18 protein-coding genes are annotated in these 19,057 nt (G+C 57.6%); 7 read left to right on the forward strand and 11 right to left on the reverse strand.

Annotation, left to right across the window (positions count from 1 at the left end):
• Nucleotides 1–310 precede the first annotated feature (310 nt).
• Together mdtJ and mdtI are read left to right on the forward strand one after the other, a co-directional pair.
• Complete coding sequence (mdtJ, locus tag IM313_RS01320; RefSeq protein ID WP_028012965.1) at nt 311–673, forward strand: multidrug/spermidine efflux SMR transporter subunit MdtJ; 363 nt, start codon at nt 311–313, stop codon at nt 671–673.
• On the forward strand, nt 660–989 hold the full coding sequence (mdtI, locus tag IM313_RS01325; RefSeq protein WP_028012966.1) for a multidrug/spermidine efflux SMR transporter subunit MdtI: 330 nt from the start codon (nt 660–662) through the stop codon (nt 987–989). The genes mdtJ and mdtI overlap by 14 nt, the downstream gene beginning before the upstream one ends.
• Nucleotides 990–1,027: 38 nt before the next feature.
• Here mdtI and IM313_RS01330 read toward each other — a convergent pair whose 3' ends face one another.
• The 9 genes from IM313_RS01330 to puuD all read right to left on the reverse strand — a co-directional run bounded on the left by IM313_RS01330 (nt 1,028) and on the right by puuD (nt 9,862).
• Nucleotides 1,028–1,849 (reverse strand): serine protease, encoded by an 822-nt coding sequence (locus IM313_RS01330; protein WP_192970995.1) that lies wholly within the window; start codon nt 1,847–1,849, stop codon nt 1,028–1,030.
• A gap of 102 nt (nt 1,850–1,951) precedes the next feature.
• Entirely contained in the window at nt 1,952–2,035 is an 84-nt protein-coding gene (locus tag IM313_RS22730) for a hypothetical protein (RefSeq protein WP_023617729.1), read from the reverse strand.
• Between the two features lie 93 nt (nt 2,036–2,128).
• On the reverse strand, nt 2,129–2,503 hold the full coding sequence (gene asr, locus IM313_RS01335; protein ID WP_032642591.1) for an acid resistance repetitive basic protein Asr: 375 nt from the start codon (nt 2,501–2,503) through the stop codon (nt 2,129–2,131).
• A gap of 148 nt (nt 2,504–2,651) precedes the next feature.
• The gene (locus tag IM313_RS01340) at nt 2,652–4,139 is read right to left on the reverse strand and encodes a carboxypeptidase M32 (protein ID WP_192970996.1); all 1,488 of its coding nucleotides are present in this window, start codon (nt 4,137–4,139) and stop codon (nt 2,652–2,654) included.
• 150 nt (nt 4,140–4,289) lie between these two features.
• Nucleotides 4,290–5,561, reverse strand: coding sequence for a 4-aminobutyrate transaminase (puuE, locus tag IM313_RS01345; protein ID WP_192970997.1), 1,272 nt, complete (start codon nt 5,559–5,561; stop codon nt 4,290–4,292).
• A 25-nt stretch (nt 5,562–5,586) separates the two neighbouring features.
• Nucleotides 5,587–6,867, reverse strand: a complete 1,281-nt coding sequence (locus tag IM313_RS01350) for an FAD-binding oxidoreductase (protein WP_192970998.1) — start codon at nt 6,865–6,867, stop codon at nt 5,587–5,589.
• Nucleotides 6,864–8,357 carry an aldehyde dehydrogenase PuuC gene (gene puuC / locus IM313_RS01355; RefSeq protein WP_192970999.1) on the reverse strand — a complete coding sequence of 498 codons (1,494 nt, stop codon included), beginning with the start codon at nt 8,355–8,357 and terminating at the stop codon, nt 6,864–6,866. Before puuC ends, IM313_RS01350 begins: the two co-directional genes overlap by 4 nt.
• Nucleotides 8,358–8,514: 157 nt before the next feature.
• On the reverse strand, nt 8,515–9,072 hold the full coding sequence (gene puuR, locus IM313_RS01360; protein WP_013096835.1) for an HTH-type transcriptional regulator PuuR: 558 nt from the start codon (nt 9,070–9,072) through the stop codon (nt 8,515–8,517).
• Nucleotides 9,073–9,097: 25 nt separating this feature from the next.
• Entirely contained in the window at nt 9,098–9,862 is a 765-nt protein-coding gene (puuD, locus tag IM313_RS01365) for a gamma-glutamyl-gamma-aminobutyrate hydrolase (RefSeq protein ID WP_028012974.1), read from the reverse strand.
• 214 nt (nt 9,863–10,076) lie between these two features.
• Here puuD and IM313_RS01370 point away from each other — a divergent pair, with 214 nt between their 5' ends.
• Nucleotides 10,077–11,495, forward strand: coding sequence for a glutamine synthetase family protein (locus IM313_RS01370; protein WP_024909135.1), 1,419 nt, complete (start codon nt 10,077–10,079; stop codon nt 11,493–11,495).
• Nucleotides 11,496–11,851: 356 nt separating this feature from the next.
• Nucleotides 11,852–13,243 (forward strand): APC family permease, encoded by a 1,392-nt coding sequence (locus IM313_RS01375; RefSeq protein ID WP_063942554.1) that lies wholly within the window; start codon nt 11,852–11,854, stop codon nt 13,241–13,243.
• 64 nt (nt 13,244–13,307) lie between these two features.
• Here the strand turns inward: IM313_RS01375 and IM313_RS01380 are convergent, their stop codons facing one another.
• Nucleotides 13,308–14,561, reverse strand: coding sequence for an MFS transporter (locus IM313_RS01380; RefSeq protein WP_192971000.1), 1,254 nt, complete (start codon nt 14,559–14,561; stop codon nt 13,308–13,310).
• Between the two features lie 121 nt (nt 14,562–14,682).
• Between IM313_RS01380 and IM313_RS01385 the strand changes: the two genes are divergently transcribed.
• The 3 genes from IM313_RS01385 to bioD all read left to right on the forward strand — a co-directional run bounded on the left by IM313_RS01385 (nt 14,683) and on the right by bioD (nt 17,755).
• Nucleotides 14,683–15,579: a LysR family transcriptional regulator gene (locus tag IM313_RS01385; RefSeq protein ID WP_028012978.1), complete on the forward strand. Its 897-nt coding sequence runs from the start codon at nt 14,683–14,685 to the stop codon at nt 15,577–15,579.
• A gap of 129 nt (nt 15,580–15,708) precedes the next feature.
• The gene (gene mlc, locus IM313_RS01390; protein WP_041910244.1) at nt 15,709–16,929 is read left to right on the forward strand and encodes a sugar metabolism global transcriptional regulator Mlc; all 1,221 of its coding nucleotides are present in this window, start codon (nt 15,709–15,711) and stop codon (nt 16,927–16,929) included.
• A gap of 130 nt (nt 16,930–17,059) precedes the next feature.
• Nucleotides 17,060–17,755, forward strand: a complete 696-nt coding sequence (gene bioD, locus IM313_RS01395; protein WP_028012980.1) for a dethiobiotin synthase — start codon at nt 17,060–17,062, stop codon at nt 17,753–17,755.
• On the opposite strand, the gene clcB is transcribed toward bioD, so the two are convergent.
• Nucleotides 17,690–19,000: a voltage-gated ClC-type chloride channel ClcB gene (clcB, locus tag IM313_RS01400; RefSeq protein WP_192971003.1), complete on the reverse strand. Its 1,311-nt coding sequence runs from the start codon at nt 18,998–19,000 to the stop codon at nt 17,690–17,692. The genes bioD and clcB overlap by 66 nt on opposite strands.
• Nucleotides 19,001–19,057 lie beyond the last annotated feature (57 nt).

Genomic DNA, 19,057 nt, shown 5'->3' on the forward strand with positions numbered 1-19,057 from the left:
CAGTTATGGTACAAATTTGGCGTGTTCAACTACCGAGGACAATTTTCATCCGCAAAGACGAGAAGCAACAACGCGGATAATTGTAATTTTATGGACAATTTGTTCAGGACCTATTCTTCAAACAACGCTGCTCTATTTTCTACCTCCTTCTGCCTGATTGCTGGTGAGCAACACTGGCGCACCGCACTATAGTCACCTCTTCTGCCTGAGCTGGCGCTACGCGCTTAGCTATCTGATTTAATTTCATATTTTTTTGGTTTGCTGCATGCAGCGGGCCACGATGGATTATATTCTCAAGCAGGAGAAAAACATGTTTTACTGGATCTTATTAGCCCTGGCTATCCTCGCTGAAATTACCGGCACGCTGTCAATGAAATGGGCAAGCGTCAGCGAGGGCAATACCGGTTTTATTTTAATGCTGGTGATGATATCCCTTTCCTATATTTTCCTCTCATTTGCGGTGAAGAAAATTGCGCTGGGTGTGGCCTATGCGCTGTGGGAAGGGATCGGTATTTTATTGATTACGCTGTTCAGCGTTCTGATATTCGACGAAACATTAACAACAATGAAGGTCGCCGGGTTAACGACGCTGGTCGCGGGTATCGTGCTGATTAAATCAGGTACCCGTAAACCGACAAAACAGCAGAAGGAGCAGAACCATGCAACAGTTTGAATGGGTTCATGCGGCCTGGCTGGGCTTCGCCATCGTGCTGGAAATTCTGGCGAACGTGCTGCTGAAATTCTCTGACGGTTTTCGCCGTAAGGTTTATGGCCTGATGTCGATTGCCGCAGTGCTGGGGGCGTTCAGCGCCCTGTCACAGGCGGTCAAAGGTATCGATCTGTCTGTGGCCTATGCGCTGTGGGGTGGTTTTGGTATCGCCGCCACCCTGGCCGCAGGGTGGGTGCTTTTCGGGCAGCGTTTAAATAATAAAGGCTGGATAGGGCTGATTTTGCTGCTGGCGGGCATGATCATGATAAAACTCGCCTGATCAATCGGTAACCCTGATTCACAGACGGCCGCGCTGGCTTACTCTTTAGCCAGCGCTTCCAGCTTATCGCGAAAACCGGTGACGGATAAGGCCCGGTTATCGGCTCGCCAGCGGTCTTTCGCCGCCGGGGCGGAGCTTTGAACCCCAATCAACTGCCAGCCGTTATCGGTTTTCAGCATCAGCGGTGAACCGCTGTCGCCCGGCAACGTATCGCACTGATGGGAAAGCACGCTGGTCTGCGCCCAGCCCGTCACGATACAGTCCGTGTGGGTGTAAAGCGCATTCAGATGATCGACCGGGTAGCCTGACTGCGTTACCTTGCGGTCGGCGGCTTTCAGCGCGGCGGTGAGCGCCGCTTTATCGCCATCAAATAACGGCAGCGGCGTAATGCCCGAAGGCGGGTAGCGCAAAATAATCAGGCCAAAATCCCACGAGGCTGCCGCGGGCGGCACAATCCAGCCGTCTCCATCCGGTTTAAGACGCTTCCCAAGAGAAGCATCAACCCGGCCTTCAATGCCGTGGATTTCATAGCGCCAGATCCCTTTTTGCGACACAAATCGTAAGACAACCGCTTTGTCTGGCTTACCGTTGGGTGGCGTCAACAGGCAGTGGCCCGCCGTCAGCGCTAATTGCGGGGTGATTAACGTCGCGGTACACAGGTTGCCGCTGGCGGTTTCCAGTTGGCCTATAGCGTCCCAGGGAGCCTGGGTAGGATCGGTGACGCGAGTACGATCGTCATGACCGAAAAAAAGCGTCTTTAGCTCTTTCGCGCTAATGGCGTTATCACCGCCATCATCCGCCTGTGAAAATCCAGAAAAAAGGCCAAACGTTCCCAGCAACAACACAACAGATTTACGCATATCACACTCTGGTGGGGGTAATTATGATTATTAAAAGTGAACCCTATGAAAATACTATAGACGGGACGGCGCTAAAGTGGGAGTAAAATCAGCGTGCTACAGTCAGGAAAGATAAAAGCGGCTTGCGATGAGCGCGCATAAAATAAGCAGGATAAGAATCAGCTCAAACCGATAGCGTCGCAGCATACGCCCTCCGGATAAAAAAAACGGCGCAGAACCTTTTCCGGTTCAGCGCCGGTTTACCAACGTGCCCCGCAGGGCACGGTTAAGCTTGTACGCTTACGCAGCTGGCTGTGCAGCTGGTTTAGCAGCTTCGTGTTTTACTGCTTTTTTGTGATGCTTTTTCGCAGCCTGGGCTTTCTGCTCTACGGCTGGTTTAGCGGCTTTCTTGTGGTGCTTTTTCGCAGCCTGAGCTTTCTGCTCTACGGCTGGTTTAGCGGCTTTTTTGTGGTGCTTTTTAGCTGCCTGTGCTTTTTGCTCTGCAGCCGGTTTAGCGGCTTTGTGGTGTTTCTTGTGATGTACGGTTTTTGCTGGCGCCGCGGTGGTCGTTGCAGCAGGCGCAGCAGCAGCTGGTGCAGCAGTGGTTTCAGCAGCAAACGCAGCAGAAGACAGACCCATAGCAGCGGCAACAACCAGAGCTAATACTTTTTTCATGTTCATACCCTCGAATTTGGTTTTTCATTTAACCCCACTGCGGGGCCGTTGAAATAACTATATCCCTGTAAATTCGGGGTTTCCGTGAGTGATTGGTATCGGCGTGTAACCATATGTACAAGGCCGGGGAAGAACCCCGGCCTTATCATTACAGGTAGCGTGAGGTCAGATGTTCGCGGAAGTAGCGGATATTCAGATCTTCACCCGTCGCCTGGGTGATTAACTGCGACGTGCTAAAGCGGCTACCGTGCTGCCAGATGTTCTGACGCAGCCACTCAAAGAGGGCGGAAAAATCCCCTTCAGCGATGGAGGACGCCAGTCCCGGAAGCGCGGTCTTTGCAGCATGGAACAGCTGCGCGGCATACATTGCGCCCAGCGTGTACGACGGGAAGTAACCAAAACCGCCGTCGGTCCAGTGGATATCCTGCATGCAGCCGTTGCGGTAGTTATCTTTGGTGGATAATCCGAGCCAGGCCTGCATTTTCTCATCCCACAGGGCGGGGATATCGTCCACCTCGATCTCGCCGTTGATCAGCGCGCGCTCAATCTCATAGCGCAGCACCACGTGTGCCGGGTAGCTCACTTCGTCGGCATCGACGCGGATATAGCCCGGCTTCACGCGCTGGTTCCAGGCGATAAAGTTCTCTTCGCTGAACGCCGCCTGGCTGCCAAAGCGGGCGTGAACGGCTGGGAGGAGGTGCTTAAGGAAGGCTTCGCTGCGTCCCAGCTGCATCTCAAAGAACAGGCTCTGGGATTCATGGATCGCGGTTGAGCGTGCCAGGGCAATCGGCTGGCCTGCCCACGCGCGCGGCAGGTTTTGTTCGTAGCGCGCGTGTCCGGTTTCGTGGATCACGCCAAACAGCGCGCTGAGCAGCTCGTCCTCATCATAGCGCGTGGTAATGCGCACGTCTTCCGGCACGCCGCCGCAGAACGGGTGCGCACTTACGTCGAGGCGACCGCCGTTAAAATCGAAGCCGAGCATCTTCATGGCTTCCAGACCCAGTTCGCGCTGGGTTGCCGTCGGGAAGGGGCCCTGCGGCGGAACGAACGACCGCTGAGCCTGTTTCTCCACCGCGCTTGCCAGCAGGTCCGGCAGCCAGGTTTTCATATCACCAAACAGCACGTCCAGGCGCGCGCTGGTCATGTCCGGTTCAAAAATATCCAGCAGCGCGTCGTACGGCGTACAGCCTTTGGCTTCTGCGCGCAGGCGGGCTTCTACACGGCTGAGTTTCACCACTTCTTTCAGGTTGCCGGAAAAGCCCTGCCAGTCGTTCGCGGGACGCTGCGTACGCCAGGCGTGCTCGCACCTGCTGCCCGCCAGGGATTTGGCTTCCACCAGCGATTCCGGCAGCAGGGTAGCCTGCTGATACTGTCGCGTCATTTCACGCAGGTTGGCCTGTTCGACGTCATTCAGATCTTCCCCTGCTGCGGCCGCTAACAGGTCGCCGACTTTTTTATCGGTCAGGATCTGATGTTGCAGGACGCTCATCTCTGCCAGCGCTTCACCGCGCGCGGCGCTGCCGCCTGGCGGCATCATGGTGAACATGTCCCAGCTGGCGATGGAGGAGAGATGCGAGAAGCGTGAGAGGCGTTGGAAGGTTTTCACAAGTGACTGATAGGCGGATGTTTTTTGCAATTCTTATTTCCTCTTGCCAGGGATGTGTTTCAGGGAGCATACAATGAAACAGACCAAATTCCCCAGCATTTCCCACACGGAGGAAATCTGTGCCGATCTCCTCCGTTGAAACCGTCCCCGGCATTCCGGGTGACGGTTTTCGGTGGGCACTCAGGACTTATCACGCATAACCTGTTGCAGGATCGCCAGTGCCTGGTTGAACTGGGCATCCGGAATGGTCAGCGGATAAAGGAAGCGGATCACGTTGCCGTACTGGCCGCAGATCAATAACAGCAGGCCCTGGGCGAGCGCCTTTTGCTGGATAGCCTGCGCAATGGCGGCCGACGGTTCACGGCTCTCGGGATCAAAAAACTCCGCCGCAATCATCGATCCTCTCCCCCTTATCGCCACGAGCGCAGGGAAGGTGCCCTGAATCTCCTCCAGCGTGGCTTTCAGTCGATCCCCCAGATGGCAGGCGCGGGCGCACAGTGACTCGTTGTCGATAATCTTCAGCACCGCGTGCGCGGCGGCCACCGCAAGCGGGTTGCCTGCATAGGTCCCCCCCAGACCGCCGGGCGCCGGCGCGTCCATGATTTCGGCGCGACCCACCACGCCAGACAGCGGCATTCCGCCTGCCAGGCTTTTCGCCATCGTCATCAGGTCGGGCTTGTCCACGTAGTGTTCCATGGCAAACAGTTTACCCGTACGGGCGAAGCCGCTCTGCACTTCGTCGGCAATCATCACGATCCCGTGCTCATCACAGATTCGGCGGATGGCGGCCACCAGTACTGGCGGGGCGACGTTGAATCCGCCTTCACCCTGAATGGGTTCAAAAATAATCGCCGCTACCTGTTTCGCCTCAATATCCGCTTTGAACAGGCGTTCTATCGCCGTGATGGCATCCTGCGTCGTGATGCCGTGCAGCTCGGAGGGATACGGCACGTGATAAACCGACCCCGGGAAGGGGCCAAATCCCAGCTTATAAGGCGCGACCTTGCCGGTTAAGGCCATGGTCATATAGGTTCGGCCGTGAAAGCCTCCCCCGAAGGCAATCACGCCCGGTCTGCCGGTGTGGGCCCGGGCGATTTTAATGGCGTTTTCCACCGCTTCCGCGCCCGTGGTGAAGAACGCCGTTTTGGCCGGGCCCTGTACCGGGGCCAGCTCGTTAAGCTTTTCGGCTAATGAAACGTAGCTTTCATACGGCACAATCTGGTAGGCCGTGTGGGTGAACTGGTGAAGCTGTTTTTCCACTGCGGCCACCAGTTCAGGATGGCGATGGCCGGTGTTCAGTACCGCGATCCCGGCGGCGAAATCAATATAGTCGTTGCCTTCCACGTCGGTAAGCGTGGCATTCTCCGCCGTGCGGGCAAAGAAATTACACATTACGCCTACGCCGCGCGGGGTGGCAGAAAGTCTGCGCTGATGAAATTCCTGGTTACTCATGTCAGATACCCTTTTGTCGAAACGATCATACGCCAAGACGATCGCGCAGGCTGTAATACGCCGCGCCCATCGCCGTGAATGGAATCCGCAGGCTACGGCCGCCCGGGAAGGGGTAGTGCGGGAGATTGGCAAACGCATCAAAGCGCTCAGCGTCACCGCGCAACAGTTCCGAGATCAGCCGTCCGGCCAGGTGGGTGCAGGTCACGCCGTGGCCGCTATAGCCCTGCATGTAATAGATGTTTTTGTCCAGACGGCCAAACTGCGGCATCCGCGACAGGGTCAGCAGGAAGTTGCCCGTCCAACGGTAGTCGATTTTGACGCCTGCCAGCTGAGGGAAGGTTTTGAGCAGCTTTGGCATCACCAGGCGTTCGACATCGTCCGGATCGCGCGCGCCATAGACGACGCCACCGCCGTACAGCAGGCGGTTGTCGGCGGTGAGACGGTAGTAATCCAGCAGATAATTGCAATCTTCCACGCAGTAGTTATTGGGGATCAGCGTGCGGGCGACCTCCTTCGGCAGCGGGGCGGTGGTCACCACCTGGGTGCCGCAGGGCATGCTGCGTTTTGCCAGCTCCGGTTCTATCTTATCGCCCAGATAGGCATTCCCGGCGACGATCACGTAGCGGGCCGTGACCTGGCCATGCTGCGTGCTTACTACTGCCGGGCTGGTGTGCTGAATGGCGGTCACCGGAGACTGTTCATATACACGCCCACCGTTCAGGCGAATGGCGTCCGCTTCGCCGATCGCCAGGTTCAGCGGATGAATGTGCCCCCCGCTGCGGTCCAGCAGCGCGCCGGTATAGCGGTCGCTGTCGACTTCCCGGCGGATGGCGCTGGCGTCCAGCAGCTCCAGCTGCGTGTTGCCGTAGCGTTCCCAGTTGGCCTTTTGCTCCTCCAGCGTCTCCAGCTGCTTATGGTTTAGCGCCACAAACAGCCCGCCGGGACGATAGTCGCACTGGATCTGATAGCGCTGGATACGCTCCCGAATAATTTCCCCGCCTTCAAACATCATGCTCCCGAGCACTTTGGCGGCATCGGGCCCGTAGTTTTTCTCGATCACGTCGATATCGCGGCTGTAGGAGTTAACCAGCTGGCCGCCGTTGCGTCCGCTGGCGCCGAAGCCGATGCGCGCCCCTTCAAGGAGCACCACGTCGTAGCCCATTTCGGCGAGATGCAGCGCGGAGGAGAGGCCGGTATAGCCGCCGCCCACCACGCACACGTCACAGCTGATCGACTCGTTAAGCGTCGGGAAAGGTTCATAAGCATTCGCGCTGGCCGCGTAGTAGCTGGTGGTATGTTCGGTCATGATTGAGGCTCCAGGGCAATCCAGATGGTTTTCAGTTCGGTAAATTTTTCCAGCGCGTGCAGGGACTTATCGCGACCGTTGCCGCTCTGCTTATAGCCGCCAAAGGGGACGGTCATATCACCGTCGTTGTAGTTATTGACGAAGACCGAGCCGGCTTTCAGGCGGCGGCTCATGCGGTGCGCCCGGGAGAGATCGCGGGTCCATACCGCCGCGCCAAGCCCGTATTCACTGTCGTTGGCCAGCGTTAAGGCTTCCTCTTCGGTTTTAAAACGGGTGACGACCAGCACCGGCCCGAAAATCTCTTCCCGGCACAGCGGGGAGGCAGGGTCGATGTCGACAAAAATGGTGGGACCGACTGCGGAAGGCCATGATTGTTCCCGCCCGTCCAGCAGCAGCGTACCTTTCCGGGTTCCTTCGCGAATAAACGTGTGGACGGTATCGGCGTGCGCAGCGTCGATGAGCATGCCCATCGTGCTGTCAGGGTCGAGCGGATCGCCAGGCTGCCAGCGGTGGGCCTGCGCTTTCAGCCTTGCCAGGAAGTCATCGGCGATGCTGTCTTCGAGCAGCAGGCGGGTACCGGCGATACAGACTTGCCCCTGGTTGTAAAAAATCCCGGCGGCGGTCGCGCTCACGGCCTTGTCCAGGTCCGGACAGTCGGCAAAGATAATGTTGGCGCTCTTGCCGCCTGCCTCCAGCCAGACGCGCTTCATATTGCTTTCTCCCGCGTCCTTCAACAGCTGCTTGCCGGTACGGGTAGAGCCGGTAAACGTCAGCACTTCGACCTCCGGGTGCAGTGCCAGCGCCTGGCCCGCTTCGTGGCCGTAACCGCTTATCACATTCAGCACGCCGTCCGGCAGGCCCGCCTCTTTCGCCAGCCCGGCCAGGCGCAGGGCGGTGAGCGGTGATTTCTCCGACGGTTTTAATACCACGCTATTGCCCGCGATCAGCGCCGGGCCCAGCTTCCAGCAGGCCAGCAGCAGCGGGAAGTTCCAGGGGACGATGGCCGCGACAACCCCGATCGGCTCGCGCACGATCATCGCCAGCTCGCCCGGACCCGTAGGCGCCACTTCGCCGTAGACTTTATCCGCCGCTTCGGCGTACCAGCGAATGGCGCGCGCCGCGCCGGGAATATCGTCGCGCAGGCTGTGGCGGATGGGTTTACCGGTGTCAAGCGTTTCCAGTAAGGCCAGCTCTTCGCCGTGGCGTTCCATTAAATCGGCGAGCTTATTGAGCACGGCCTTGCGCTGCGCCGGAGACGCCTGTGACCAGTCGCCGCGCTCAAATACCTCACGTGCGGCCTGAACCGCGCGGTCCACGTCCGCCTGCTTGCCCCGGGCCACGTTCGCCAGCGTCTGTTGGGTAGCGGGATTGACGGTTTCAAACGTGGCATTATCGGCGGCGTCACAATAGGCACCGTTAATAAATAACCGGGTCTCAATGGCGCTGTTTTTTGCTTTATCCTGCCAGTAAGTCAGGTGCTGAAAATGCATATTCACTCCTTTCTTTCGCAATCAGATAAATAAAGGCATGGCCGTTTCAGGCAATACGAAGCCGTGGGGCATCCCGGGAATTAACCCGTTGAATGCCGACATTGATCGTTTTTATTTGTCCCGGCGTAAGCGCGCTTACGCCGGGACTGAGTGGTAATTAGAACGTGGTGGGGGTGTGGGCACTGATAATGCGGCAGATGCCTGCCGAGGTATTGCTGAAGCTGTGCGGTATGCCGGTATTGATGGCATAGCTCTGCCCTGCAACCAGGTGATAAGGCTGGCCATTAATGGTCAGCACTATTTCACCTTCCAGTATCGTACCGATCTCCTCACCCTGATGTTTGATCCTCTCTCCGGTCGTGGTTCCAGGCTGGTAAGTTTCAAAAATCATCGCCAGCGTACGGTTCGGATTTCCGTTATGAACCAGCTTCATCGAAACCCCCTGACTGCCTATTTCGATAAGGTCTTCCTGATTAATAACCACCTGCGGTTCATCAGGTTTTTCCGGTTCCGAAAAGAATTCCGAGAGCGACAGCCCATAGACTTTCAGCAGCTTTTGCAGCGTACTGATGGCAGGACTGACTTTGTCCTGTTCAATGGTGCTGATGGCACTGTGTGTTAACCCAGACAGTTCGGCGGCACGCCGCTGCGAGAGACCCAGCTGTTGGCGGATCTCAGACAGACGTTTCCCTGGCGCCAGTCCGTCATCGCTCATAGTTGCATTTCCTTTACGGTAGTGGTCAAAGCCGTTGCTTCTCGGCAATGTGGCTTTGACAGGCGGTGATAAAACCATCAAACAACATACGTGACAGGGCGTACTCGCTGCTGTTCCATTCGGGGTGCCATTGCACGCCGAGGGCAAAAGGGTGGTCATGAACGCTGACCGCTTCGACCAGCCCGTCCGTCGAACGGGCCTCCACGCGGAGCCGTGGTCCTAACGTTCGTGCACCTTGCCCGTGTAACGAGTTTACCCAAAATGTGTTACAGCCTGGTATTAATTGAGACAGCAGTCCTCCCTCCTGAACCTGAACCTCATGAGAAGGGGCGTATTGTAGCTCAACCGGCAGTTCAGGATCTTCCCGGTGTTCAAGCAGGTCGTTCTGCTCAAACAGGCGGCGATACAGCGTTCCTCCCGTCGCAACAACCAGTTCCTGCAGCCCCCGGCAGATGGCGAAAATGGGGATGCGCCTTTCGAGCGCGGCGGCAATCAGCGCCATACTCAGAAGATCTCGCCCGGGATCGGCGTCAGGCTCATCGCCGTTTTCACCATAAAGGTGCGGCTGCACGTTACTTGGGCTGCCCGGCAGGTAAATCCCGTCCAGGGTTGGCAGCAGAGCGGTAAGTAGCTCTGGCTCTGCCAGCGCATGGGGTAAGGCAATCGGTAAGCCCCCCGCGTTAATAATGGCATTCAGGTACTTTTCTTGCAGGGTCTGGGTCTCATGACCCTTAAGCCTGTTTCTGCACATCACTACGCCAATAACTGGCTTGTTCATTATATTTTCCATGATCGCCCTCACAAAGTGGACTAAATTTAGGCCATTCTCGCCTGTGAAACGGCCTTTTCGTTCAATATTTTCTCAATCTAGCAACGGGATCTGCCTTTTGCAAACTTAATTTAACATTTGACAAACAATTTGTTTGCATACAGATTCGATAGGGTGGACATTATATTTGACAGTCCAGAGCAGCGAACGCAAATCCCAAAAACGGTGGTAAATCATGGAAACCAATATCGTAGAAGTTGAGAACTTTGTGCAGCACACGGATGAGAGGCGGGGCAGCGCCTTTACGCAGGAAGTGAAGCGCTATTTAGAAAAGTATCCTGACACCCAGTTTATTGATGTCCTCCTGACCGACCTGAACGGCTGTTTTCGCGGCAAACGCATCCCGGTTGCCGGACTGAGCAAGCTTGAAAAAGGCTGCTATTTCCCGGCATCGGTTTTCGCCATGGACATTTTAGGTAACGTCGTGGAAGAGGCGGGCCTGGGGCAGGAGCTCGGCGAGCCGGACTGTATCTGCGTGCCGGTGCCGGGTACCCTGACGCCGTCCGCCGCCGACCCGGAATACATTGGTCAGGTGCAGCTCACCATGGTCGATGAAGATGGCGCTCCCTTTGACGTTGAGCCGCGGAACGTACTCAACCGACTCTGGCAGCAACTGCGCCAGCGCGGTCTGTTCCCCGTGGTAGCGGTAGAGCTGGAGTTCTATTTACTTGACCGTAAGCGCGATGCCGACGGCTATCTGCAGCCACCCTGCGCGCCGGGCACCGACGTACGTAACACGCAGAGTCAGGTCTACTCGGTTGATAACCTGAACCACTTTGCTGACGTGCTGAACGACATTGACGAACTGGCGCAGCTGCAGCTGATCCCCGCCGACGGGGCCGTGGCTGAGGCCTCCCCGGGCCAGTTTGAGATAAACCTGCACCATACGGAAAACGTGCTCGACGCCTGCGATGATGCGCTGGCGCTAAAACGTCTCGTCAGGCAGATGGCGGAAAAACATAAGATGCACGCCACGTTTATGGCAAAGCCGTATGAAGAGCATGCGGGCAGCGGGATGCATATTCACATCAGCATGCAAAACAACCGAGGCGAAAACGTGCTCGCAGACGCCAGCGGCGAGGATTCCGCGCTGCTGAAACGCGCGCTGGCCGGAATGATCGATCTGATGCCCGCGTCCATGGCGCTGCTGGCGCCGAACGTCAACTCCTACCGCCGCTTCCAGCCGGGAATGTACGTACCGACGCAGGCGTCATGGGGACACAATAATCGCACCGTTGCCCTGCGTATCCCCTGCGGCGATCGCCATAACCATCGGGTCGAGTACCGCGTGGCGGGAGCAGACGCGAACCCGTATCTGGTGATGGCGGCGATTTTTGCCGGCATTCTGCACGGGCTGGATAACGATTTACCCCTGCAGGAAGAAGTGGAAGGCAATGGCCTGGAGCAGGACGGACTGCCGTTCCCGATTCGTCAGAGCGATGCGCTGTGGGAATTTATGCAAAACGATCATCTTCGCGAGCGGCTGGGCGAACGTTTCTGCCACGTCTATCACGCCTGCAAAAATGACGAATTACTGCAGTTTGAACGCCTGATTACCGAAACAGAAATTGAGTGGATGTTGAAAAACGCCTGATGACGTGCCCCGGTAAGGGGCCGCTTTGTTTCATCGCATACGTATCACCAAACGGCCTGCGCGGAGCCTGGCCGAAACGTTCGCTGGCACGCCAGCTATCTCCCGGGAGTCGCGTTATGGAGCGCAGGCGGCACAGGGACTTTCTTAACGACACTGTGTGACGAGGTAGGAAATGATGCAGATGTTCAACTATCCGCAGGGCGAAGGGGGCCAGTCAGGCGCCTGCTATGAGTGCGAGCGAGAGACGCTGCGCTGGTACGATCGCGTATGTTCTTTACAACTTCCCCCTTTGCTAAGCAGGTTTGCGTTACGGTCAACGCGATTGCAAACCACGGTAAGCATGGGGGGGATGGTTTATGGCGACTAACACCTCTCTTGATTCGCCGGGCATGGCCGGAAGAACCCGGCTGCGCAGTTCCCTCAAGCTCTGGCAGGTGGTCATGATGGGGCTGGCTTACCTCACTCCCATGACCGTGTTTGATACCTTCGGCATTGTGTCCGGTATCAGCAACGGCCACGTGCCCGCCTCGTATCTCCTGGCGCTGGCGGGCGTCATGTTTACCGCCATCAGCTACGGCAAACTGGTACGACAGTTCCCGGAAGCGGGCTCTGCTTATACCTACACGCAGAAATCGATCGGCCCCCACTTAGGCTTTATGGTCGGCTGGTCATCCCTGCTGGACTATCTCTTCCTGCCGATGATCAACGTGCTGCTGGCGAAGATCTACCTTTCCGCGTTGTTCCCTGAAGTCCCGCCCTGGGTCTGGGTGGTGGGGTTTGTGACGATCCTGACGCTGGCGAACCTGAAAAGCGTTAACCTGGTCGCCAACTTTAACACTCTGTTTGTGCTGGTGCAGGTCGCCATCATGGTGGTCTTTGTCATACTGGTAGTGCATGGACTGCACAAGGGGGAGGGGGTTGGCACCGTCTGGTCGCTCCAGCCGTTTATCAGCGAGAACGCACACCTGATCCCGATTATTACCGGCGCGACTATCGTCTGCTTCTCTTTCCTCGGCTTTGACGCGGTCACCACGCTCTCGGAGGAGACGCCAAACGCGGCGCGGGTGATCCCCAAAGCCATTTTCCTGACCGCACTGTATGGCGGGCTGATATTTATTGTTGCCTCGTTTTTCATGCAGCTCTTTTTCCCGACGATCGCGCGCTTCAAGAACCCGGACGCCGCGCTGCCGGAAATTGCACTGTACGTGGGCGGCAAGCTCTTCCAGTCGGTGTTTCTGTGCACCACGTTTGTGAATACGCTCGCTTCAGGCCTGGCCTCGCACGCCAGCGTCTCACGCTTATTGTATGTGATGGGGCGTGACAACGTCTTTCCGGAGCGGGTGTTTGGCTACGTGCATCCGAAGTGGCGCACTCCGGCCCTGAACGTGATTATGGTAGGGATAGTGGCGCTGTCGGCCCTGTACTTTGATCTGGTGACCGCGACGGCGCTGATCAACTTTGGCGCGCTGGTGGCGTTTACGTTTGTTAATCTCTCGGTGTACAACCATTTCTGGCGGCGTAAGGGGCTGAACAAAACGTGGAAAGATCGGCTCCACTATTTCCTGCTGCCACTCATTGGTGCCGCAACGGTCGGCGTGCTGTGGATCAACCTCGAAGCGACGTCCCTGACGCTTGGCCTCATCTGGGCGGCACTGGGTGTCCTTTACCTGACCTGGCTCACGCGCCGCTTCCGAAAACCGCCTCCGCAGTTTGAAGCCGGTAAGATAGAACAGGCCTGGGATTCCTGAACGAACAACGGCACCAGTACGCTGGTGCCGTTTTTCGGGAAACGGATATCAGCCCGCAAGCCTATTATTTCAGACGTTTATGAAGGCTTGCGCCCACCAGCAGTGCGGCACAGAGCATCAGCGCAATAAACCCGCCCACGCCGTTCCAGCCGTAGTTATGCCAGAACACGCCGCCCAGCGTCCCGGCGATGCTTGAGCCCAGATAATAGCTAAACAGATACAGCGACGATGCCTGGCCTTTGGCGCGACGCGCGCGCGGGCCAATCCAGCTGCTGGCGACGGAGTGAGCGGCGAAGAAGCCTGCGGAGAAGAGCAGCATCCCGGCAAAGATAAGCCACAGGGAAGAGAAAAGCGTCAGCAGCAGGCCGAGCAGCATCACTGCGGTAAACACCAGCATCACCGGCCCGCGGCCAAAGCGTGCCGTCATCGCCCCGGCTTTCGGCGAACTCCACGTACCGGTGAGATAGGCCACGGAAAGCAAACCCACAACGGCCTGATTCAGATGCCACGGCGAGAGCATCAGGCGGTAGCCAATATAGTTAAACAGCGTCACGAAGGAACCCATCAGCAGGAATCCCATCAGAAACAGTCTCGGTAAACCTTTGTCACGCCAGTGCAGGCGGAAGTTGATAAACAGCGTTTTCGGGCGCAGAGACGTCGGGCGAAAATGGCGCGATTCTGGCAGGATTTTCCAGAACATCAGGGCCGATGCCAGCGCAAAACACCCGATCACCGCCAGCGCAATGCGCCAGCTAAAGAAGTCCGTGAATACCCCGCTCAGCAGACGCCCGCTCATGCCGCCAATCGAGTTCCCGCTGATGTACAGCCCCATCGAAAAGGCGACGAAGCTCGGGTGGATCTCTTCGCTGAGATAGGTCATCCCGACTGCCGCCACGCCGCTGAGCGAGAGCCCGATCAGCGCGCGCATCATCAAAATGCCGTGCCAGCTGGTCATCATCGTCGAGAGTAACGTACAGACCGAGGCCAGCATCAGGGCGGTTACCATCACCTGTTTACGGCCGATGGCGTCGGAGAGCGGGCCGGTAAAAAGCAGGCCAATTGCCAGCATCCCGGTTGAAATGGAAAGCGAAACGCTGCTGCTGGCGGGGGAAACCCCAAACTCGTGGGAGAGAACGGGCAGGATCGGCTGAACGCAGTAGAGCAGGGCAAACGTTGCCAGACCGGCGGAAAAGAGCGCCAGCGTGACGCGCATAAACTGGGGGGTACCACGTTTGATGAACTGAACCGGCTGCGATGCTACAGGCAAATCATTAATATCTCTGGCCGGCTCGATATCAATGGTAGATGTACGACTCACACAGTTTCCTTGCTTAAACATCCCCGTGATTTTTGGTGACGGGTATGACCACACGTTTAGAGTAGGAAAATGTAAATATTCTGTCTAATATATTAATAATCTCAAATGATACTTTAAAAATATGAATATCGAGCTGCGTCATCTTCGCTACTTTGTCGCCGTCGCCGAAGAGCTGCATTTTGGCCGCGCGGCGGCACGGCTGAACATTTCTCAGCCGCCCTTAAGCCAGCAGATTCAAATCCTCGAACAGCAGGTCGGGGCGCGTCTACTGGCCCGCACCAACCGCAGCGTGAGCCTGACGGCAGCGGGTAAGCAGTTTCTGATCGACAGCCGACAAATTCTGAGCATGGTCGACGACGCCGCTGCCCGGGCGGAACGGCTCTATCTTGGGGAAGCCGGGGAGCTGCGGATCGGGTTTACCTCGTCCGCGCCGTTTATCAGCGCCGTCTCGCAGACGCTTTCGTCATTCCGCCGTCATTTTCCGGACGTGCATATTCAGACGCGCGAAATTAATACCCGCGAGCAGATTGCGCCGCTTAACGAAGGTGCGCTCGATCTGGGGCTGATGCGTAATACCCAGCTGCCGGACACGCTGGCATGGGAGGTTATCCTGCGCGAACCGCTGATGGCCATGATCCCGAACGATCACCCGCTGGCGTCGCGTCCGGCGGTTTCGCTGGCAGAGCTGGCAAAAGAGCCGTTTGTCTTTTTTGACCCGCAGGTCGGGACGGGCCTGTATGACGATATTCTGGGGCTGATGCGCCGCTACGATCTGGCGCCGGTCATTACCCAGGAAGTGGGAGAGGCGATGACCATTATCGGCCTGGTCGCCGCCGGGCTGGGCGTGTCGATACTCCCGGCCTCCTTTAAGCGGGTACAGCTACGCGAGATGCGCTGGGTTGCTATCGCCGAGGAGGATGCCGTTTCGGAGATGTGGCTGGTGTGGTCAAAACATCGCGAACAGAGTCATGCTGCCCAGCGCTTCAAACAGCGGTTAATCCAGGCTTCCGCGGTCTGATATTTCCCGGGAAAACGGGTAAAAATGTGCGGTAAATCACAAGGCTAAGTAAATATTTGACGACACCCATGGAAGTGCTTCACCATAGCCAACAGTTTATTTCGAAGCTCGAAAATAAGGGAGTACGAGGTGGTTGCTGATAGTCAGCCAGGGCATATTGATCAGATTAAGCAGACCAACGCTGGCGCGGTGTATCGCCTGATTGATCAGCTTGGTCCGGTTTCGCGTATCGATCTGTCGCGCCTGGCACAGCTGGCACCTGCCAGTATCACCAAAATTGTCCGCGAAATGCTGGAAGCGCACCTGGTCCAGGAGACGGAAATTCAGGAGCCGGGCAGCCGTGGTCGTCCGGCGGTCGGCCTGGTGGTCGAGACGGAAGCCTGGCACTACCTCTCGCTGCGCATCAGCCGCGGAGAGATCTTCCTTGCGCTGCGCGATCTCAGCAGCAAGCTGGTGGTGGAAGACCGGCTTGAGCTGCCGCTCAACGCCGAGGAACCGCTTCTCGATGCGATTGTCTCCCATATCGATCGCTTCTTTATTCGCCATCAGCAGCGGCTTGAACGCTTAACGGCGATTGCCATCACCATGCCCGGCATTATTGATACCGAAAATGGTATTGTTCACCGCATGCCGTTTTACGACGATGTTAAAGAGATGCCGCTGGGCGAAGTGCTGGAAAACCATACCGGCGTGCCGGTCTATATTCAGCACGACATTAGCGCCTGGACGATGGCGGAAGCGCTGTTCGGCGCGTCGCGCGGTGCGCGGGATGTCATTCAGGTGGTTATCGACCATAACGTCGGGGCGGGGGTGATCACCGACGGACGGCTTCTCCACGCCGGGAGCAGCAGCCTGGTGGAAATTGGTCATACCCAAGTCGACCCGTACGGTAAACGCTGCTACTGCGGGAACCATGGCTGTCTGGAGACGATCGCCAGCGTGGAAAGCGTGCTCGAACTGGCGCAGGTGAGGCTCAGTCAGTCCATGAGTTCCTCGCTGCACGGCCAACCCTTAACGGTGGATTCCCTCTGCGCCGCCGCGCGTCAGGGGGATCTGCTGGCGAAGGACATTATTACCGGGGTGGGTAATAACGTAGGCCGCATTCTGGCGATTATGGTGAACCTCTTCAATCCGCAAAAAATCCTGATCGGCTCACCGCTCAGCCAGGCGGCGGAGATCCTTTTTCCGGCGATTACGGCCTGTATTCAGCAGCAGTCGCTTCCTGCCTACAGCAGAAATATTGCGGTAGAAAGTACCCAGTTTTCCAACCAGGGCACAATGGCCGGCGCGGCGCTGGTCAAAGATGCCATGTACAACGGCTCGCTGCTTATCCGCCTGTTACAGGGTTAACTCTTTTCCGCAGATGTAAGAAAAATTGCGCTATCTCAAGCCGGGTAGCGCACGCATCCCGTAGACTTCCTCCACTGAATTATTTACCTGGTTGATATTTTCGAAGCATACCCAAGAGGTGGAGTGAGTCATGCTTAAGCGTTTCTTTGTTACTGGTACAGATACCTCTGTCGGCAAGACCGTTGTATCCCGCGCATTGCTGCAGGCTCTGACAGCAAGCGGTAAACGCGTCGCTGGGTACAAACCGGTCGCAAAAGGGAGTAAAGAGACGCCAGAGGGATTGCGAAATAAAGACGCCCTGGTGCTGCAAAGCGTCTCGTCGCTGGAACTGCCTTATCACGCGGTCAATCCCATTGCGTTAAGCGAAGATGAAAGCAGCGTGGCGCACAGCGGCCCAATCAATTATTCCCTGTTATCCGACGGGCTGGCGAACCTGAGTGAGCAGGTCGATCACGTAGTCGTCGAAGGAACGGGCGGCTGGCGCAGCCTGATGAATGATTTACGCCCGCTGTCTGAATGGGTCGTGCAGGAGCAACTGCCGGTAGTGATGGTAGTGGGGATCCAGGAAGGGTGTATCAACCACGCGCTGCTGACGGCGCAGGCGATTGCCAATGACGGCCTGCCGCTGGCTGGCTGGGTGGCAAACCGTATTAATCCAGGCCTCGCGCACTACGCGGAGATCATCGACGTACTGAGCACCAAACTGCCTGGCCCGCTGGTGGGGGAGCTGCCTTATCTGCCTCGCGCCGAGCAGCGCGAGCTAGCGCAGTACATCGATCTCTCTGCCCTCGGTGGCGTGTTGACCGTAGATCGAGTCGTGGCGTAACGTCCGCGACAGTACGGACGCTATCACGCAGGCGACCAGTAAACCGGGCAGTAAAAAATACAGCCCGGTCATTTCACAGACCATCAGCGCCGACATAATGGGTGCATGCGTGGTCGCAGCGAGCAGCGTTGCCATCCCGGCCAGCCCCAGCAACATGGCCGTCTCAGAACCCGGCAGCCACAGCGCGAAAAGCTGCGCGAACAGCATCCCCGTAGCCATACCGACAAACAGCGTTGGCGTAAATACCCCGCCCGGCGCACCCGAACCGCTACTTGCCAGCACCGCCAGCAATTTACAGATGAACACGCCGGCAATCACCGACAGCAGCGGTGGGGCGAGCAGAAAAGCCTGAACCACGCTGTAGCCGTTCCCCCAAACCTTCGGCGTCAAAAGAGACAGCAGCCCGACAATCAAGCCGCCGAGCGCCAGCTGCCACGGCGGCGAAAGCCTGAGGCGCAGGAAAAGCTCGTGGCTGAACGCCATTAGCCACATCAGCAGCGGTCCGCAGAGACCTGCCAGCAGCCCCATCGCGACCAGCAGGGCATAATCTGCCGCGGTGAGAATGCCGCTCAGATGGACCTCGTAGAGCGTGCCGGCACCCGGTGCCAGGAGTTGCGTCGTAAGAAGCGCCACCACCGCCGCAATCACCACGGGGCCGAGCGAGGCCAGCATCAGCGTGCCAAACAGAATCTCTGCAATGAACAGGCTTCCCGCTAACGGAGCATGGTAGGCGCTGGCCATCCCGGCGGCGGCGCCACAGGCGATCCAAAGCTTCCATTCCGATTTGGGCGTAAAGCGCCGGGCAAAAAAGGAGGCGGCGAGGGCGGCAAGCAGGATCATGGCCCCTTCGCGGCCGATGGCGCTTCCGCTGGCAACGACCAACAGCGAAGCAAGAGATTTAACGAGGCTCGCGCCGTAGTCAAACTGACCGTCCCCGGTCTCCAGCGCTTCCATATAATCGGTCGGCGCGTGGGGACGCTGGGCGGTCAGGCGCTGCCATCCCCAGAGCAACAGCCCGGCAGCCAGCCCGCCCAGCGCGGGTGTCAGCGCGCGCCTCCAGGGTGAGAGCGACGCGGCGGCATTCACCAGGCTGCCGCTGTCGTTGCTCAGAAGCAGCCACTCCAGCAGGTACATGCTGTGGCGGAACACCGCAACGGCCAGCGCGGCCAGCACGCCGGTGACGGTTGCAATCAGGAGTCGGCGAAACATTGCGCGGATGTCGGGGTACGTATGAAGACGTTGCATGGGTCGCGATTAAACGGGGACGATACAATATTGTGGCGGGAAATCGTGGGGTTAGCA

The sequence above is a fragment of the Enterobacter cloacae complex sp. P2B genome, from assembly GCF_014895985.1.
Lineage (GTDB): Bacteria > Pseudomonadota > Gammaproteobacteria > Enterobacterales > Enterobacteriaceae > Enterobacter > Enterobacter bugandensis.

Coding starts and splice junctions, on each gene's coding strand:
- mdtJ (WP_028012965.1), top strand. CDS start 311: ATGTTTTACTGGATCTTATTAGCCCTGGCTATCCTCGCTGAAATTACC.
- mdtI (WP_028012966.1), top strand. CDS start 660: ATGCAACAGTTTGAATGGGTTCATGCGGCCTGGCTGGGCTTCGCCATC.
- IM313_RS01330 (WP_192970995.1), bottom strand. CDS start 1,849: ATGCGTAAATCTGTTGTGTTGTTGCTGGGAACGTTTGGCCTTTTTTCT.
- IM313_RS22730 (WP_023617729.1), bottom strand. CDS start 2,035: ATGCTGCGACGCTATCGGTTTGAGCTGATTCTTATCCTGCTTATTTTA.
- asr (WP_032642591.1), bottom strand. CDS start 2,503: ATGAAAAAAGTATTAGCTCTGGTTGTTGCCGCTGCTATGGGTCTGTCT.
- puuE (WP_192970997.1), bottom strand. CDS start 5,561: ATGAGTAACCAGGAATTTCATCAGCGCAGACTTTCTGCCACCCCGCGC.
- IM313_RS01350 (WP_192970998.1), bottom strand. CDS start 6,867: ATGACCGAACATACCACCAGCTACTACGCGGCCAGCGCGAATGCTTAT.
- puuC (WP_192970999.1), bottom strand. CDS start 8,357: ATGCATTTTCAGCACCTGACTTACTGGCAGGATAAAGCAAAAAACAGC.
- puuR (WP_013096835.1), bottom strand. CDS start 9,072: ATGAGCGATGACGGACTGGCGCCAGGGAAACGTCTGTCTGAGATCCGC.
- puuD (WP_028012974.1), bottom strand. CDS start 9,862: ATGGAAAATATAATGAACAAGCCAGTTATTGGCGTAGTGATGTGCAGA.
- IM313_RS01370 (WP_024909135.1), top strand. CDS start 10,077: ATGGAAACCAATATCGTAGAAGTTGAGAACTTTGTGCAGCACACGGAT.
- IM313_RS01375 (WP_063942554.1), top strand. CDS start 11,852: ATGGCGACTAACACCTCTCTTGATTCGCCGGGCATGGCCGGAAGAACC.
- IM313_RS01385 (WP_028012978.1), top strand. CDS start 14,683: ATGAATATCGAGCTGCGTCATCTTCGCTACTTTGTCGCCGTCGCCGAA.
- bioD (WP_028012980.1), top strand. CDS start 17,060: ATGCTTAAGCGTTTCTTTGTTACTGGTACAGATACCTCTGTCGGCAAG.
- clcB (WP_192971003.1), bottom strand. CDS start 19,000: ATGCAACGTCTTCATACGTACCCCGACATCCGCGCAATGTTTCGCCGA.